Below are 16,260 nucleotides of genomic sequence, written 5' to 3'. Positions count from 1 at the left end.
CTCCAACTCATGAGCGTCGACACTGCCCGCCAGAAGATCCAGCAGCTGATGCCGCAGCTGCGCCGTGACCTCGAGGATCTGGTCCGGATCCAGAGCGTGAGCGCGGATCCCGCGCGCGCCGGCGAGGTGGAGCGGAGTGCGGAGGCGACCCGCGACCTCTTCGTGGCGGAGGGCTTCGACGCGCGGATCGTGCGCTCGCACGACGGCGCCCCGCCGGCCGTCATCGGCGAGAAGCGTGGCCCTGAGGGGGCGCCGACGGTGCTCCTCTACGCCCACCACGACGTCCAGCCGGAGAACGACCACGCCGAGTGGGACTCGGCTCCGTGGGAGCCGACCGAGCGCGACGGTCGCCTCTATGCGCGCGGTGCGGCCGACGACAAGGCCGGGATCGCCGCGCACCTCGCCGCGATCCGCGCGCACGGCGACGACCTGCCGGTGACCGTGCGGCTCTTCATCGAGGGGGAGGAGGAGGTCGGCTCCGAGACCCTCCCCGCGCTGCTGAAGGCCCACCTCGACGAGCTCAGCGCCGACGTGATCGTGATCGCCGACTCCGCTAACTGGGACATCGGCGTGCCCGCGCTGACCACGAGCCTGCGTGGCCTGGTCCGCGCTGACGTGGAGGTCCGCACGCTCGACCACGCGGTCCACTCCGGTATGTGGGGCGGGGTCGTTCCTGACGCGCTCATCGCGCTGAGCCGACTGATCAGCACGCTCCACGACGACGCAGGCAACGTCGCGATCGAGGGCCTGCACAGCGGCCCCGCAGCCGAGATCGTCTACCCCGAGGAGCGTCTTCGCACCGAGTCCGGCATCGCCGACGGGGTCTCGTTCATCGGAGACGGCAGCGCGGTCGCGCGGCTCTGGACCAAGCCGAGCCTCAGCATCATCGGCCTCGACGCCCCGAAGGTCGACGGTGCCTCCAACACGCTCGTGCCGGTCGCGCGGGCCAAGGTCAGCCTGCGCGTCGCGCCCGGCGACAGCGCCACGAGCGCCCTCGAGTGCCTCACCCGGCATGTGACGTCGCACGCGCCCTGGGGTGCTCAGGTCACCGTCACGCCGGTCGACACCGGCGAGGCCACGCGGATCGACGCCACCGGCCCGGCGTACGACGCGGCACGCGACGCCTTCGCCGAGGCGTGGGACGGCGTCGCGCCGGTCGACATGGGTGTCGGCGGGTCGATCCCCTTCATCGCGGAGTTCCTCGACGCGTTTCCGCAGGCCAGCGTGTTGGTGACCGGTGTGGAGGACCCCGACACCCGGGCGCACGGCGCCAACGAGGGGCTCCACCTGGCGGAGTTCGAGCGGGTCTGCGTGGCCGAGACGCTGCTGCTGGAGAAGCTGGGCTCGGCCTGAGCGAACCGAGGGCGCTGCGTCTGCGGAACACCTCGATGAGCACACTCGACTCCGCGACCGTTCCGGTGAAAACGTCCACGGTTCGGCGCGTCGCTTGTCAGGACCTAGAATTCCCGTCGTGTCCCACAACCGCGCGCGCAAGGGTGGCGACGGCCGGCTGACAGCCGCCCTCGACCCCCAGGACCAGGGTCCCCAGGACCAATGCGGCGTCTTCGGCGTCTGGGCTCCGGGCGAGGACGTCGCCAAGCTGACCTACTACGGCATCTACGCGCTGCAGCACCGCGGCCAGGAGTCCGCGGGCATCGCGGTCTCCAACGGCAAGCAGATCCTCGTCTACAAGGACATGGGCCTGGTCTCGCAGGTCTTCGACGACGCGACGCTCGAGGCGCTCAAGGGCCACATCGCGATCGGCCACGCCCGCTACTCCACGACCGGTGCGAGCACCTGGCACAACGCGCAGCCGACGTTTCACCCGACTGCTGACGGCTCGATCGCGCTGGCGCACAACGGCAACCTGACCAACACCGCCGCGCTCGCCGGCAAGCTCGACGAGATCGCCGACGCCGAGGGTGGCCTGCCCGCTGACGTCCGCGGCCCGAGCGGCGCCACCAACGACACCTCCGTCCTGACCGCCCTGCTCGCCCTCCACAAGGACCAGAGCGTCGAGGAGAAGGCGGCCGAGCTGCTGCCGCAGGTCCACGGCGCCTACTGCCTCGTCTGGATGGACGAGAACACCCTGTACGCCGCGCGTGATCCCCAGGGCATCCGTCCGCTCGTGCTCGGCCGCCTCGAGCGTGGCTGGGTCGTCGCCTCGGAGACGGCTGCCCTCGACATCGTGGGAGCGTCGTACGTCCGCGAGGTCGAGCCGGGCGAGATGGTGATCATCGACGCCGACGGGCTCCGCACCCGCCGCTTCGCCGAGGCGAAGCCGAAGGGCTGCCTCTTCGAGTTCGTCTACCTGGCGCGTCCCGACACGATCATCTCCGACAAGCGGGTCCACAGCGTCCGTGTCGAGATCGGCCGGAAGCTCGCCCGCGCGTTCCCGGCCGACGCAGACCTGGTCATCCCGGTCCCGGAGTCCGGCACGCCGTCCGCCATCGGCTACGCCGAGGAGTCCGGCATCCCCTACGGCGTCGGCCTGGTCAAGAACTCCTACGTGGGACGCACGTTTATCCAGCCCAGCCAGACGATCCGGCAGCTCGGCATCCGGCTGAAGCTCAACCCGCTGCGCGACGTCATCGAGGGCAAGCGCCTGGTCGTGGTCGATGACTCGATCGTCCGCGGCAACACCCAGCGTGCCCTGGTCCGGATGCTGCGTGAGGCCGGTGCCAAGGAGGTCCACGTCCGGATCTCCAGCCCGCCGGTCAAGTGGCCCTGCTTCTACGGCATCGACTTCGCCACCCGCGCGGAGCTGATCGCCAACGGCCTCTCCGCCGACGAGATCGCCACCTCGATCGGTGCCGACTCACTCGGCTACGTCTCCCTCGATGACCTCGTCGACGCGACGACCCTGCCGATGGACTCGTTCTGCCGTGCCTGCTTCGATGGCGAGTACCCCGTGCCGCTCGCGGAGGTCCGTGGCAAGGACGTCCTGGAGATCGAGCAGGACCCCTGCTGTGTCGTCGACCCGCTCGACGGCGTCTCCACCACCGCTGCCGCCGGCGGCGCCTCCGACGCGCTCGCGCGCCCCTGACCCGCCGTACAGCGAAGGAAAGCCCATGACTGCCAACCCGACTGGGACCCCGAACGCCTACGCCGAGGCCGGCGTCGACATCGAGGCCGCCGACCGCGCCGTCGACCTGATGAAGGAGTGGGTCGCCAAGTCGCGTCGCCCCGAGGTCATGGGTGGCCTGGGCGGCTTCGCTGGCCTCTTCGACGCCTCCGCGCTGAAGAAGTACGAGCGCCCGCTGCTCGCCACCTCCACCGACGGCGTCGGCACCAAGGTCGACATCGCGCGGAAGATGGACAAGCACGACACCATCGGCTTCGACCTCGTCGGCATGGTCGTCGACGACCTGGTCGTCTGCGGTGCCGAGCCGCTGTTCATGACCGACTACATCGCGACCGGCAAGGTCGTCCCCGAGCGCATCGCCGCGATCGTCAAGGGCATCGCCGAGGCATGCACCGAGGCCGGCTGCGCGCTGGTCGGCGGTGAGACCGCCGAGCACCCGGGCCTCCTCGCGCCCGACGAGTACGACGTGGCCGGCGCGACGACCGGTGTCGTCGACGCCCACCGCCTGCTCGGCGCCGACAAGGTCGAGGCCGGTGACGTCGTCATCGCGATGAAGGCGAGCGGCCTGCACTCCAACGGCTACTCGCTGGCCCGTCACGTCTTCTTCACCAAGCTCGGCTGGGAGCTCGACCGTCAGGTCGACGAGCTCGGCTCCACGCTCGGTGAGGAGCTGCTCGTCCCCACCAAGATCTACGCCAAGGCCTGCCTCGCGCTGGCCGACGCGACCGGCACGCACGCGATGGCGCACATCACCGGTGGCGGCCTGGCCAACAACCTGGCCCGCGTCATGCCCGCGCACCTGAGCGCCACGCTCGACCGCGCGAGTTGGACTCCGCAGCCGATCTTCGACGTCGTCCGCACCGCCGGTGGCGTCGACCAGGCCAGCCTCGAGGCGACCCTCAACTGTGGCGTCGGCATGGTCTCCCTGACCCCTGCCGGCGACGTCGACACCGCCATCGCCACGCTCGCTGAGCACGGCGTCGAGGCGTGGGTCGCGGGTGAGGTCCAGGCCGGCGACGGCACCGTCTCCCTCACCGGTCAGCACCCCGGCTGGTGACCCCTCGCGGGCGGGCCCGGAGCCTGCCCGCGACCTGCCCGCGCGCCCCACGTGGGTGCGCGTGGTGACCGCCACGTCTCGTCGCCTGTCGTCGGTTTCCGGTAACGACCACGGACCCGGTAGCGTTGGGCCCACGAGACAACGAACCCAGACCGGGCGTGCTGGCTGAAACGCCAGCCCCGGCAGACGCGCGAGGGGGTCGGCTCCTATGGGACGCGGCCGAGCCAAGGCAAAGCAGACGAAGGTCGCCCGCGACCTGAAGTACCGGACTCACGAGACCGACTTCGGGGCGCTGGCCAACGAGCTGCATTCACAGACTGGCTCCTACACGAGCCAGCCCGACTCCGCGCCGGAGGACGAGTACGGCGACTGGTCGGAGTACTCCGACTCGCGCGACTGACGCTCTCGAGCGTCGTTCCCGGCCGCTACCCCGGCCGGACCTGTGGCATGCGCAGATGACGGGTGACCTCGGTCACCCGGGCCGTCACGAATGGCAACTGGTGCGATCCGTGTGGCAGGCTGGAGTTGTTCGCGGGGGCGGGCGTCTTCGGGCACCCGGCGCGAAATCGGTGGAATTCGGGTTCCATTGACGTGAACCAATCTCGGGAAGGTGTGCACCTCATGACTGCGACTTCTGTCGACGAAGATCCGCTGCTGACGCCGGCGGAGGTGGCCGCGCTCTTCCGCGTCGACCCCAAGACCGTGACGCGTTGGGCACAGGCCGGCAAGATCGGCTCGATCCGCACGCTCGGCGGCCACCGCCGGTTCCGTCAGTCCGAGGTCCGTGCGCTGCTCGAGGCGGCGACTGAGGAGGACTGAGCGCTCCCGCTCCGCAGCACCAGCACGTCACCGTGCGTCCCGTAGCCCGGGAGCGGCCCGCCGTACTCCGTGCCGTCGAAGGTGAGCATCGCCCACTCCGACGGCACGTCATGCAGGCGGACCACGCTCGGCCACGGGATGTTCGATCCGTACGGCGCGTCCAGCGCGCCCACCTCGCGCAGCTCCAGGTCGAACGCCGGGTAGCGCTGCCGTAGCCCGCGTCGGTTGTCGACGCCGTCGCTGGCGAGCAGGCGCCAGCCCTCCTCGGTCTCGACGATCACGCCGCCCTCGGTGGCGGTCCGGTCCTCGATCACGCCGACCAGCTCCCAGGGTCCGGTCGGCGTCGCTGCACGCGCCAGCGCCGGCCGGAAGTCAAAGAACCTGCGCGCGGTCACCCACGAGAGGTGCCAGGCCCCGTCGATGCAGACCAGGTGGGGGTCCCAGACGCCCTTCTGGGCACCGGGCGGGCGGGGCAGGTCGACCTCCTCCGCCTCGAGGACGTGCTCGCCGGTCAGCAGGTCGGTCGCCGTCGTGACCTGCGTGATCGCCACGCGGGTGCGGGCGAAGTCACCCCACGTGCTCGCGAGCGCCCTCCACGCCTCGCCGTCACGCACGAGGTGCACGGCGTGGTCGCCGTGCACGAGTCCGTCGCGGCGCCACCAGAGCAGCGCCTCGGGCCGGAGATCGTCCGTGCCGGCCCGCCAGGACCAGACGCCGGTCTGCGCGGTGTCCGCGAACCCGGGTCCGGCCTGCGTCGCCGTCACGTAGTGCCGACCGTCGCGGACGTACGCCGACCCGTCGGCGTACGTGACGACGTGGAGGTCGCGCAGGCCGACCTGGCCGAACGTGCCCGCACGCCAGCCGGCCGTGCCCTGGGGCTCCACGACCGCGAGGCTGTGCAGGAAGGCGGGGTCGCGGACCTCGACGACGTCGGTCACGGCCGTCTTGCAGCGTGCGGTCCAGGGACCGTCGGCGGTGTCGCGCGTCCAGGCGGTGAGCCAGCGGCCGGTCAGGGTGAGGGCGAGGGCGACCGGCATCGCGCGCACGCGGCCGTGGCGCCGGCTCCGGATGCGCTGGGTCGCACCCGGCAGGTGCACCTCGAGACGGACCCGGCGCCGTCGCGCATCGTGGATGGCGCTCAGCAGCGTGTCGCCCGACCGGAGGCTGAGTGCCGTCGAGGGGGCCGCCGGATCGAGCTCCGCCTCGACCGCCACGAACGGTGCACGGAACCCACTGAGGCGTTCGTGCTGGACCAGCTGGACCGGCCGGAACCGGTGCACGAGGGCCAGGGGCGGGATCATGCCCGCGACCCTAGCGACCCCCGTCCGACCCCGGTCGCCGCCCTCAGCGAAGGCCGCGCACGTAGTCAGCCGCGGTGCGGACGTTGGCGAGCCGCTGCTCCCAGGTGAGGCCCAGGAAGGTGAGCAGGACCCCGGCCAGCGCGATCAGGGCCCACTGGGGCAGCGTCTGTGCGGTGGTCATCTGCCGCACGACCAGGACGGCGAGGGTGCCGCCGCCGGCGAGCAGCGGAGCAGCCCAGCGCTTGCCGACGCCCACCCCGACCAGGACCACGCAGCCGACGCCGAGCATCGCGGCCCGCACGGCGAGGGGCTCCGCGAGCACCTGCAGCAGGGTCGGGACCAGCGCGAGTCCGAGCCCCGCGCCCTGGGTGCGCAGGCTGGACCGGTCGCCCTGGAGGAGGGCGAAGGTGCCGACGGCGAGAAGAACCGCAGCGAGCGGCAGCGTGTAGGCCTCCACCGTGCCGACACCCAGCTGCTCGAGCCGGAGCCACGTCGCGGCCGTGAGCAGGGCCAGGCCCGCCCAGGCGACCAGTCGGCGGGTCGGGTGCAGGAGGGCCGAGAGGGTGCAGGCGACGCCGCCGAGGGTCAGGTAGGCCGCTGCCCAGCCCTGCGGGTCGGGAAGGGCAGCGAGTGAGGCGGCGGCTGCGCAGGTGGCGACGAGAGCGGCCGGCACCTCCCGCTCGGGGTCCGGTCGCCAGACGGCCAGGGCTCCGAGGACGACCACCACGGGGACGCCCTGCCACGCGGCACTCGCACCACCGAGGCCGGCAAGCGTCCACAGCAGGGCTCCGAGTGCGACCGGGGTGGCGCACCGCGCGACGAGAGCGGTGGTGTCGGTGCGGTCCTCACGGCCGGGGACCTCGGGGCCGCGGACCTCGTGGAAGGTCGTCACCGCCGTGGCGACGGCGAGGACGATCGCGGCGGTCACGGGGTCCTCCCAGGCTGCGAGCCCCGCGCAACCGAGGAGCACCAGCCCGACCAGGCCCGCCTCCGGCCGACGGCGTACGCCGACGTACGTCGCGACGAGCGCCACGGTGAGGAGCTGGGCCGCGACCAGGCGGAGGTCGACGGGAAGGAAGCCCGACGAGACGACGATCGCGACCAGGGCGGAACCGAGGCCCACCGCTTCGTGCGCGGGGGCCGGCCGGACGACGGCGAGGGCAGCGACGACGGCGATGACCGGCGCGGCCCGCCAGCCGCCGTCGAGGTGCGCAGCCGAAGCGATCGCCCAGGTGGTGGCAGCAGCGCTCGCCGGAAGGAGCCAGGCGCCCACGTCGGCCAGCCACGCCGGCGTACGCCGGGTCTCGGCCACGGCGAGGGCCGTGGTCAGGAGCGAGAGGACCGCGATCGTGAGGCCGTCGTCGGCGAGTGCGCCGCCCAGTGCCAGGAGGGTGAGGGCGACACCCAGGACGCCGGCGACCGGGTCGGTGCGCCTGAGGGCCCAGGCCAGGAGTGCCGCGGCGACGAGGACGAGGCTGCCGACGGCGACGTAGCGGGGCACGGCGTACAGCACGGGGGAGAGGGAGGAAACCGCCAGGACGACCGCACCGGCCGGCGCGACGACGAGTCGTGGATCCAGTCGCCCGATGTGCAGGAGGGTGAGGGAGGCGACCGCGGTTGCTGCTGCGGTCAGGGGCATCAGCGCGGCCCAGGTGCCGTCCACGCCCCACGCCAGGACGTAGCTGCCGGCGTCGTCGGACCAGAGGCCGTGGTCGAGCAGGGCGGAGTCGGCGACTGCCCGGAGCGCGGCGACGATGGCCAGGAGGCCGGCTCCTCCGCCGGCGACCAGGAGCGGCGCCGCGGTGACCGCGTGCCACGGACCGGAAAGCAGCCATGCTGCGAGGGCGTGGACCGCGACGACGGTGACGAGCGCGAGCGCTCCGACCTGGAGCCCCTCGTCCAGCGCGGGCGTGGCGAGCAGGCTGGTGAGCAGGGCGACGGCGACGGCGGGTCCGGAGACGCGCACGGGGAGGGGGAGGCGGCCGAGCGCCGCGGGCGTGGCCGCGACCAGCGCCGCCACCAGCAGGGGCCAGGTCTGGAGGTCGTCGAGGAGCCCCGACCAGGAAGGCTCGGAGAGAGCGCGTATGCCACCGATCGCCAACAGGCCCGCCCAGGCCGCGCCCGCGAGGCAGACGGCCGTCCAGAGGACGATTTCGAGCCGAAGTCTCCACCCCGCCAGTGCCAGGAGCCCGGCGATCACCATGCTGGCGAGCACCCATCCGGCGTCCGGGAAGGGCAGGCTGTCGTGCAGCCCGGCGAGGGCCACGGCCATCGCTCCTGAGGCCGCGATCTCCGCGCTGAGCAGGCGCGGCTCCGCCGTACGCCGGGCGCCCACCGCCGCGGCGCCGCCCGCGAGCATCACGGTGGTCCCCGCAAGGACGAGGAAGCCGCCCGTGCCCAGGTCGCCGAACCAGCCGGCTCCCTGCGCGCCGGTGAGGTCGAGGGCCAGGAGTCCGAGTGCCACCGTCGTCATCGACTCGGCTCCGGCCCGTAGTCCGGCGCGGGCGCTCCACGTGGCGAGGCCACCCGCGACCAGGGTGAAACCGACCAGCACACCCGTACGCCCACCGACGCCGAGGGAAGCCCACGCCACGACGAGGAAGACCAGGGCCGCGACCACGAGGCAGAGCGCACCGAGGCCGAGCAGGATCTTCGGCACCGTGAGGCCGGAGAGGACGGGGCGTCCCGGACCGGTGTGCCCCGCCAGCGACCCGATCGGCGGTGGTGCGTCGCCGGACGCAGGTGCGGGCGCCGCCCCCGGCGCAGGGACAGTCCCAGGGGCGATCGCGGGGACAGCCGCGGGGGCGTCCGGGCTCGCCGACGCGCGCGCGGGGACGGGGGCCGGCGCAGCGAGGGGGCGCTCGCCGAGCCGGGTGACGAGACGGTCCACCTGCTGCAGGGCGACGAAGACGTCGTACGCGGCGCTGTCGTCGAGCCGGGCGCCGCAGCGGGCGCAGCCGGGTGTGGCGGGAGCGAGGGCCACGCGGCAACGCGGGCAGACCGTGTGGTCGGCGTAGAGGAACATGTGCTGATCCTCAGCCAGTTGGGGCCGTCGCAGCGTCCGTTCGGCTACTCAAATGGCGAAAGCCGCAGGTCCGGGGACCTGCGGCTTTCATGGGTGTGGCCAGGGGCGGGGTCGAACCGCCGACCTACCGATTTTCAGTCGGTCGCTCGTACCAACTGAGCTACCTGGCCGGGCCGTCGAGAACCATACAACAGAGGTGCGGGACCCGTGAAAACGACCATTTGGGGGTGCCCGACGGCTGGCCCTATGCTGAGCGGGCTCCGGCGCCCAGGCACCGGAGCGGGCCCCCTTCGTCTAGCGGCCCAGGACCCCGCCCTTTCACGGCGGTAGCGCCGGTTCGAATCCGGTAGGGGGTGCGGTTCGGTCCGCTCGCGACTCTCGATTGTGAGTCTGTGGCGGAGATGGGCTAAGGTTCCACTCGCTTCTTCACGAAGCGAATGGCCCCGTAGCGCAGTTGGTTAGCGCGCCGCCCTGTCACGGCGGAGGCCGCGGGTTCGAGTCCCGTCGGGGTCGCAAGAGTGAAGCGACGTGTGTCTCTCGGAAGAGAGACCACGTCGCTTCTTGCATTTCATCGGCTCGGCTCGGCTCCGCCTCGCTGTTGTGCTCCGCACGACGCGTGCCTGGCTGCCGTTCGTCGGCTGGGTTCCCTGTACGGCGTTGCTAGGTTTCGCGTGTGCCTGTCGAGATGAGTGCTGACCGCTTCGACGCGCTGGTGGACGAGGCGCTCGACTCGGTCCCGCAGGAGCTGGCCCGGCTCGTGCACAACGTGGTCGTGCTGGTCGAGGACGAGGCCCCGGCAGACGACCCCGACCTGCTCGGCCTCTACGACGGCGTCGCCCTGACGGAGCGGAGCATCCAGGACGGATTCGACCTGCCCGACCGGATCCTGCTCTTCCGGCGCAACCTTCTCGACATGTGCGACACCGAGGAGGAGGTCGCTGACGAGGTCCGGATCACCGTCGTGCACGAGATCGCGCACCACTTCGGGATCGATGACGACCGCCTCCACGCCCTCGGCTGGGGCTGACCTCCGCTGTAAACGGGGTTTGCAGCGCGGTGGGTCAGGCAGCGAGGAAGCCGAGCTGAGCGGCGGCGAGCGCGAGCAGCACGGTGCCGACGGCGTACGCCGTGCCCGAGCGGCGGCCCAGCTCGACCGACTTCACCGCAAGCGCGGAGTACGTCGTGAGCGCCCCGCAGAAGCCGGTGCCGAGCAGCGCCAGCTGGTGGCCGTCCAGGGCGAGGCCCGCGAAGAGGCCGAGCAGGAACGCCCCCACGACGTTGACGAGGAGGGTGCCGTAGGGGAGCTGGGCGTCGAGGTAGTGACCGGTGACGTAGCGCAGCGGGGCGCCGACCGAGGCGCCCGCGATGACGAGGAGCGGCTCCACTACTCGTTGCCCTCCTCGAGCTCGAACTCCTGCTGTGCCGCCGCCGTCGACCAGTGGTGCGCCAGACGGACCGCGAGCACGCAGGCCAGCAGCGTGCCGGCGAGGTAGGCGAGCGCGAGCTCCGGCCGGCCGTCGGCCAGGAGTGCACGTCCCTGGTCGGCGTACGTCGAGAGGGTGGTCCATCCGCCGAGCAGGCCGGTGCCGAGGAGGACCGGCAGCACCGGGCGGCGGCGAACGGAGGGGAAGGCCGGCAGCAACGCGAGCAGGAAGCTGCCCGTCACGTTGATGGCGAGGGTGGCCCAGGGGAAGCCCGTGCCGGCAGGCCAGGTCGCGTCGACGCCCCAGCGAGCGAGCGCGCCCACGGCACCGCCCAGAGCCGCTGCCAGGACGAACAGCGGCGGAGGTGCGGGCTTCACTCGCCGCGCTCCTCGCCGTCGAGCGTGAGCAGCTCCTCTTTCCACGGGATCGGGGGCTCACCGTCGCCCTGGCGGACGAACTCGCCGAGGTACCACCTGCGGAAGGCGCGCTGCTCCGGGGACGTGGCTAGCGAGAGGAGCCGCTCGGAGCGGCAGAACGTGTCGGCCAGCTCGAGCATGTCGATCATGCGGCTGGCGGTGTGCGGCAGAGTCGGCGGGACGACGAGCGCGGCGTCGATCGAGGCGCTGACCGCCTCGCCCTCGAGTGCGGCGTCGAGCGAGGAGGTGCCGCGCGAGAGGCGGAGCTGGTCGTCGAAGCTTCGGAAGACCCGGGAGATGCTCGACGCGATCGGATAGGCGTCACCGTGGGCGAGTGCGAGCAGGCGCAACTCGCGGCGCAGCTCCTGGTGGTGGACGTAGGAGTCGGCATAGAGATCCACGGGGAGGTCGCGGAGGACCACCGGCAGGCCGTCCTCGATGGGCCCCTCCCCGTTGGTGAGCGGATCGGCATCGAAGATGACACCCTCGAGGATCGGCTCGTCGGCGATCGTCGCCGCCGGCACGAACCAGACGACCTTTCCCTGGCGCTCGATCTCGGCGCCCCACGAGGTCGCGGCCCTCGCCACCAGGCCGAGGCCACGACCGACGGTCGTCAGGTGCTCGCTGTCGGGCGCCACCCGGACCGGCGGGGTCGGCGGCTGGTCGGACCCGTCGAGGACCTCGATGCGCGGGTGTTCGCGCGTGCCGCGCATCCGGATGCGGATGGGCCCGCGCGCGTGGAGCAGCGCGTTGCCGACGAGCTCGGAGATGCCCAGTTCGGCCGCTTCGACGAGATCCTCGCGACCGAGGCTCCGGCACGACTCCACGGCCCACTGGCGCGCCAGCTTCACGCAACCTGGACCGGGATCCAGGTGGAAGGCGGGCTTGCTGAGCGGCACGGGCGACCTCTCGGGACGGGGCTACGTAATCTGCCTCACACAAAAGACGGACCCATGCTTGCACATCCGACATCTCGGACGCTGGACGGCGATCGGTGGGCCGCTGGACGTGCGGGGGGTTCGAGGTGGCAGGCTAGGGCCGTAAGCCCGCGGGGAGGGCCCAGGAAAGGCCAGTACATGACTGACAGTGCCAAGCGCCACCACGTGGTGGTCATCGGCTCCGGATTCGGTGGACTCTTCGCGACGAAGGGCCTCAAGCGCTCCGACGTCGACGTCACCATGATCGCGAAGACCAACCATCACCTCTTCCAGCCGCTGCTCTACCAGGTGGCCACCGGCATCCTGGCGCCGGGCGAGATCGCGCCAGCGACGCGTGACGTCCTGTCCGGCCAGAAGAACGCCCGTGTCGTCCTCGGCGAGGTCAGTGAGATCGACCTGGTCAACAAGACGGTCACCTCGCGGATCCAGCGCCGCGAGACGGTCACGTCGTACGACTCGCTGATCGTGGCGGCCGGTGCGGGCCAGTCCTACTTCGGTAACGACCACTTCGCCGAGTTCGCCCCCGGCATGAAGTCGATCGACGACGCCCTCGAGCTCCGAGGTCGCATCTTCGGCGCCTTCGAGCTCGCCGAGCTGGCCGAGACCGAGGAGGAGCGTGTCCGCCGGATGACGTTCGTCGTCGTCGGTGCCGGCCCGACCGGTGTCGAGATGGCCGGACAGATCGCGGAGCTCGCGCACCGCACGCTGCGCAAGGACTTCCGCAGCATCGACACCAGCAAGGCTCGCGTCATCCTGCTCGACGCCGCCCCGCAGGTGCTCCCGCCGTTTGGCAAGAAGCTGGGCGCGGTCACCAAGAAGTCGCTCGAGAAGCGCGGCGTCGAGGTCATCCTCGGTGGTCTCGTCTCCGACCTCGACGAGCGCGGCCTCACGGTGCAGTTCAAGGACGCCGAGCCGATGCGCATCGAGTCGGGATGCAAGGTGTGGGCCGCCGGTGTCCAGGCGAGCCCGCTCGGCACGTCGCTCTCCGAGCAGTCGGGCGCCACGCTCGACCGCGCGGGCCGCATCGGCGTCAACCCCGACCTGACCCTGCCGGGCCACCCCGAGGTCTTCGTCGTCGGCGACATGATCGCGCTCGACAACCTCCCGGGCGTCGCGCAGGTCGCGATCCAGGGTGGGAAGTACGCCGCGAAGACGATCGACGGCCGGCTCGCCGGCAAGGCCCCGCTCAAGCCGTTCAAGTACTTCGACAAGGGCTCGATGGCGACGATCTCGCGCTTCAGCGCGGTCGTGAAGATCGGCAACTTCACGCTGAGCGGCATCATCGCCTGGTTCATGTGGCTTGCGGTGCACCTCGCGTACATGACCGGCTACCGCAACCGGCTCTACGCCCTCGGCCACTGGCTGGTCAGCTTCCTGGGTCGCGGGCGCTCGGAGCGGGTCATCACCGAGACCCAGATCTTCGCGCGCCGGGCGATCAACCGTCTCGACGGTGGCACCGCCGCGGTCGCGTCGGCGCCCGCCGACTGGAACAAGGTCCGTGCGAAGCTCGAGGCGAAGGCCGAGCAGGAGTCGACCCTCACCGACCAGGGCAAGCGCGGCGTCCACTCGGAGTCGGCCGCCGGCTGACCCGCCGTACGTCGAAGGGCCGCGCACACCAGCAGGTGTGCGCGGCCCTTTGCTCTCTGCCGCTGCCTCGAGGGAAGGCTCAGAGGTCGGGGCGGAACTGGCGCAGCACGTCGGTGAACTGCTGCGGGTCGACCATCGAGCCGTTGATCTCGTACGGCGCCATGCTGGCGCGGTGGATCAGCACGCGCCAGCGGCGGCTTCCCGGCGGCTCCGGCATCTCGATCTGGATGCGCGGGTTGGCCAGGTCGAACTTGTAGCGCGACTGGTCCTGGAGGACCTCGAGGATGCCGTCGTCGATGCGGACCTGGGTCGCCCCGGACCCGCCGCGGAAGGCGACGAAGAGCAGCAGGAGGCAGAGGGCCGCAGCAATGCCGATGGTCACCGACGTCGGGTCGAGGTAGGCGAAGTAGCAGCCTCCGAGCGCCACCGCGAAGAGGACGAGCTGAAGCATGCCGTTGACGAGCGGCGAGGGGCCGCTGCGACCGAAGTCCACCGATCCGGTCGGGCCCTGGACCCGCTCGAGCTGACCGGTCGTCTCGGCAGGTGCCGCGACCTGCTGCTCGGCAGGCGCGGCGACCTGCTGCTCAGCGGGCGCGGCCACGTGCTGCTCTGCCGGCGCAGGTGGCACGGCGGGGAGGGAGCTGGTGGAGGTCACCGCCGACTCGGCGAGCGACTCGGCCACGGGCGGGCGGAACGCCTCGAACCCTGCGAACGCCGCCGGGGCGGCGGGCGTCGCCGGGACAGCAGGAGCGGCGGGTGACGCCGGGGCTGCGAGGGCGGCGGCCTCCGCGGGGAGGTCGTCGGCGACGTCGTCCCGGTGGCGTGCGTCCGCCGGGGCCGTGAAGGCACCGGTGTCGGGCGGGATCGGCAGCGCGCGGGATCCGGTGCGCTCGGCCGGCGTCTCCTCGGCCTCGAGCCGGGCGGCCTCCTCGGCCTCGAGCCGGGCGGCCTCGGCCGCCTGCTGGCTGGCGGCCTCCTCCACGGCGCGCTGGTCGGCTTCGGCCTCCTCGGCTGCGGCACGCTCCGCCTCGAGCAGCGCAGCTGCCTCGGCCTCGCGGTGGGCAGCCTCCTCGGCCTCACGCCGCGCCGCCTCCTCGGCAGCGAGACGCTGCGCCTCAGCCTGGGCAGCACGCTCGGCGGCGAGTTGCTCCGCCTCTGCGCGCGCGGCCTCGGCCTCGGCGAGGCGGGCTTCCTCCGCGCGGACTGCCTCTTCTGTGGCCAGCCGGGCCGCCTCGGCGCGCTCCGCCTCGGCCCGGGCGGCTTCGGCTCGCTCGGCTTCAGTCTGCGCGGCAGCCATGCGGGCGTTGAACTCGGCCTGTGCGTCGGCCTCTGCAACGCGGCGTTCCTGCGCGGCCTGCTCGGCGAGGGCGGCCTCCTCGGCTGCGCGGCGCTCGGCCTCGAGCCGGATGTTGGCGAAGTGGGCGGCCTCGCTCGCCCGCTGCCGGGCGGCCTTCTCGGCCTGGATGCGCTCGGTGGCGAGCTGCTCGGCCTCGACGGCACGGCGTTCGGCCTCGACGGCGCGTTCGTGGGCAGCACGCTCGGTCTCGATGCGGGCCTGCGCCATGCGCTCTGCCTCCGCGGCACGCTCCTGCGCGGCACGCTCGGCCTCGCTCCGCGCCTCCGCCACGCGCCGGACCTCGGCCGCCTGCTCGTGGGCGGCGCGCTCAGCCTCCTGGCGCGCGAGGGCCAGGCGCTCCACCTCGGCGGCGTGCTCCTGGGCGGCGCGCTCGGCGGCGATGCGCTCGGCTTCGGCCTGCTGGGCGGCGCGCTCGTGCTCGGCCGCGATGCGCTGCCGGAGCTCGACCTGCGACTGTTCCTCCGAGACTCGGTTGCTGTGCGCCACCTCCTGCGCGAGAGCCGCCTCCTCGGTGGCGCGCTGCTCTGCCTCGAGGCGGAGCGCCGCAAACCGCGCGGCCTCGTCGGCGCGCTGGCGTGCTGCGGTCTCGGCGGCGATGCGCTCGGCAGCGAGCCGCTCGGCCTCCGCCGCCCGCTCCTGGGCCTGCAGCTCGGTCGCGATGCGCGCCTGGGCGATGCGCTCGGCCTCGGCGGCCTGCTCGGCAGCGAGCCGCTCGGTCTCGATGCGGGCCTGTGCTGCGCGCTCGGCCTCGGCGGCCTGCTCGGCGGCGCGCCGCTCGGACTCCAGGCGCTCGGCAGCGACCCGCTGCGCCTCGGCGGCAAGTGCAGCGGCGGCCTTCTCGGCGGAAGCGCGCTGCTCGGCGGCGGCGCGCTCGGTCTCCGCCTGCTCCGCGGCCAGCCGGGCAGCCTCGTTGCGCGCGTGCTCCTCGCGGGCGAGTGCGAGGGCGCGCTCGTCGCGCTCACGCTCCTCCTGCTGGATGCGTGCCATGCGGTCGGCCTCCGCCTGGCGGGCAGCCTCGAGGCGGGCGTTCTCGTCGGCGATGCGCTGCTCGAGCTCGGCGCGCGCCTGCTCTTCCGCAGCCCGGCGAGCCTGGGCCGCCACCTCGGCGAGGGCGGCCTCCTCAGCGGCGCGTCGTTCGGCCTCGAGGCGGACGTTGGCGAAGTGCGCGGCCTCGCTCGCGCGCTGGCGTGCGGCGGTCTCCTCGGCCAGGCGCTCGGCGGCGAGGCGCTCGGCCTCGGCCGCCTGCTCGTG

12 protein-coding genes, 3 tRNA genes and 1 pseudogene are annotated in these 16,260 nt (G+C 72.5%); 9 read left to right on the top strand and 7 right to left on the bottom strand.

Annotated elements, in window-relative coordinates; all coding sequences use genetic code 11:
* Positions 1-9: 9 nt before the first annotated feature.
* From VLF38_RS03320 to VLF38_RS03300, 5 genes are all read left to right on the top strand, one after another.
* Complete coding sequence (locus VLF38_RS03320; RefSeq protein WP_325269864.1) at positions 10-1,353, top strand: dipeptidase; 1,344 nt, start codon at positions 10-12, stop codon at positions 1,351-1,353.
* 118 nt (positions 1,354-1,471) lie between these two features.
* On the top strand, positions 1,472-3,046 hold the full coding sequence (purF, locus tag VLF38_RS03315; RefSeq protein WP_107698579.1) for an amidophosphoribosyltransferase: 1,575 nt from the start codon (positions 1,472-1,474) through the stop codon (positions 3,044-3,046).
* Positions 3,047-3,071: 25 nt separating this feature from the next.
* Positions 3,072-4,142, top strand: a complete 1,071-nt coding sequence (gene purM, locus VLF38_RS03310) for a phosphoribosylformylglycinamidine cyclo-ligase (protein ID WP_325269863.1) — start codon at positions 3,072-3,074, stop codon at positions 4,140-4,142.
* 208 nt (positions 4,143-4,350) lie between these two features.
* Positions 4,351-4,542, top strand: coding sequence for a DUF3073 domain-containing protein (locus tag VLF38_RS03305; RefSeq protein ID WP_107698581.1), 192 nt, complete (start codon positions 4,351-4,353; stop codon positions 4,540-4,542).
* A gap of 221 nt (positions 4,543-4,763) precedes the next feature.
* On the top strand, positions 4,764-4,961 hold the full coding sequence (locus VLF38_RS03300) for a BldC family transcriptional regulator (RefSeq protein WP_325269862.1): 198 nt from the start codon (positions 4,764-4,766) through the stop codon (positions 4,959-4,961).
* Here VLF38_RS03300 and VLF38_RS03295 read toward each other — a convergent pair.
* The 3 genes from VLF38_RS03295 to VLF38_RS03285 form a co-directional block, all read right to left on the bottom strand.
* The gene (locus VLF38_RS03295; protein ID WP_325269861.1) at positions 4,913-6,262 is read right to left on the bottom strand and encodes a hypothetical protein; all 1,350 of its coding nucleotides are present in this window, start codon (positions 6,260-6,262) and stop codon (positions 4,913-4,915) included. The two genes, VLF38_RS03300 and VLF38_RS03295, sit on opposite strands and share 49 nt — an antisense overlap.
* 43 nt (positions 6,263-6,305) lie before the next feature.
* Positions 6,306-9,287, bottom strand: coding sequence for an SCO7613 C-terminal domain-containing membrane protein (locus VLF38_RS03290; RefSeq protein WP_325269860.1), 2,982 nt, complete (start codon positions 9,285-9,287; stop codon positions 6,306-6,308).
* 96 nt (positions 9,288-9,383) lie between these two features.
* A tRNA-Phe gene (locus VLF38_RS03285) sits at positions 9,384-9,457 on the bottom strand.
* A 113-nt stretch (positions 9,458-9,570) separates the two neighbouring features.
* Between VLF38_RS03285 and VLF38_RS03280 the strand changes: the two genes are divergently transcribed.
* The 3 genes from VLF38_RS03280 (at position 9,571) to VLF38_RS03270 (ending at position 10,314) form a co-directional block, all read left to right on the top strand.
* Positions 9,571-9,643, top strand: a tRNA-Glu gene (locus tag VLF38_RS03280).
* 83 nt (positions 9,644-9,726) lie between these two features.
* A tRNA-Asp gene (locus tag VLF38_RS03275) sits at positions 9,727-9,800 on the top strand.
* Between the two features lie 160 nt (positions 9,801-9,960).
* Positions 9,961-10,314: a metallopeptidase family protein gene (locus VLF38_RS03270; protein ID WP_325269859.1), complete on the top strand. Its 354-nt coding sequence runs from the start codon at positions 9,961-9,963 to the stop codon at positions 10,312-10,314.
* A 34-nt stretch (positions 10,315-10,348) separates the two neighbouring features.
* Here the strand turns inward: VLF38_RS03270 and VLF38_RS03265 are convergent, their stop codons facing one another.
* From VLF38_RS03265 to VLF38_RS03255, 3 genes are read right to left on the bottom strand one after another with little or no spacing between them, the layout of a single operon-like run.
* Positions 10,349-10,672: a fluoride efflux transporter FluC gene (locus VLF38_RS03265; RefSeq protein WP_325269858.1), complete on the bottom strand. Its 324-nt coding sequence runs from the start codon at positions 10,670-10,672 to the stop codon at positions 10,349-10,351.
* Entirely contained in the window at positions 10,672-11,088 is a 417-nt protein-coding gene (locus VLF38_RS03260) for a fluoride efflux transporter FluC (RefSeq protein ID WP_325269857.1), read from the bottom strand. The genes VLF38_RS03265 and VLF38_RS03260 overlap by 1 nt, the downstream gene beginning before the upstream one ends.
* Positions 11,085-11,978, bottom strand: a complete 894-nt coding sequence (locus tag VLF38_RS03255) for an ATP-binding protein (RefSeq protein ID WP_325269856.1) — start codon at positions 11,976-11,978, stop codon at positions 11,085-11,087. The genes VLF38_RS03260 and VLF38_RS03255 overlap by 4 nt, the downstream gene beginning before the upstream one ends.
* Before the next feature lie 225 nt (positions 11,979-12,203).
* Between VLF38_RS03255 and VLF38_RS03250 the strand changes: the two genes are divergently transcribed.
* Positions 12,204-13,652 (top strand): NAD(P)/FAD-dependent oxidoreductase, encoded by a 1,449-nt coding sequence (locus VLF38_RS03250; protein WP_325269855.1) that lies wholly within the window; start codon positions 12,204-12,206, stop codon positions 13,650-13,652.
* A gap of 79 nt (positions 13,653-13,731) precedes the next feature.
* On the opposite strand, the pseudogene VLF38_RS03245 reads toward VLF38_RS03250, so the two are convergent.
* Positions 13,732-16,260 (bottom strand): annotated as a pseudogene (locus VLF38_RS03245) (hypothetical protein); the annotation flags it as partial.

The organism is Nocardioides sp., from assembly GCF_035481145.1.
Lineage (GTDB): Bacteria > Actinomycetota > Actinomycetes > Propionibacteriales > Nocardioidaceae > Nocardioides.
The sequence above is the reverse complement of the archived record's forward strand: the minus strand, read 5'-3'. Positions and strand labels throughout refer to the sequence as shown.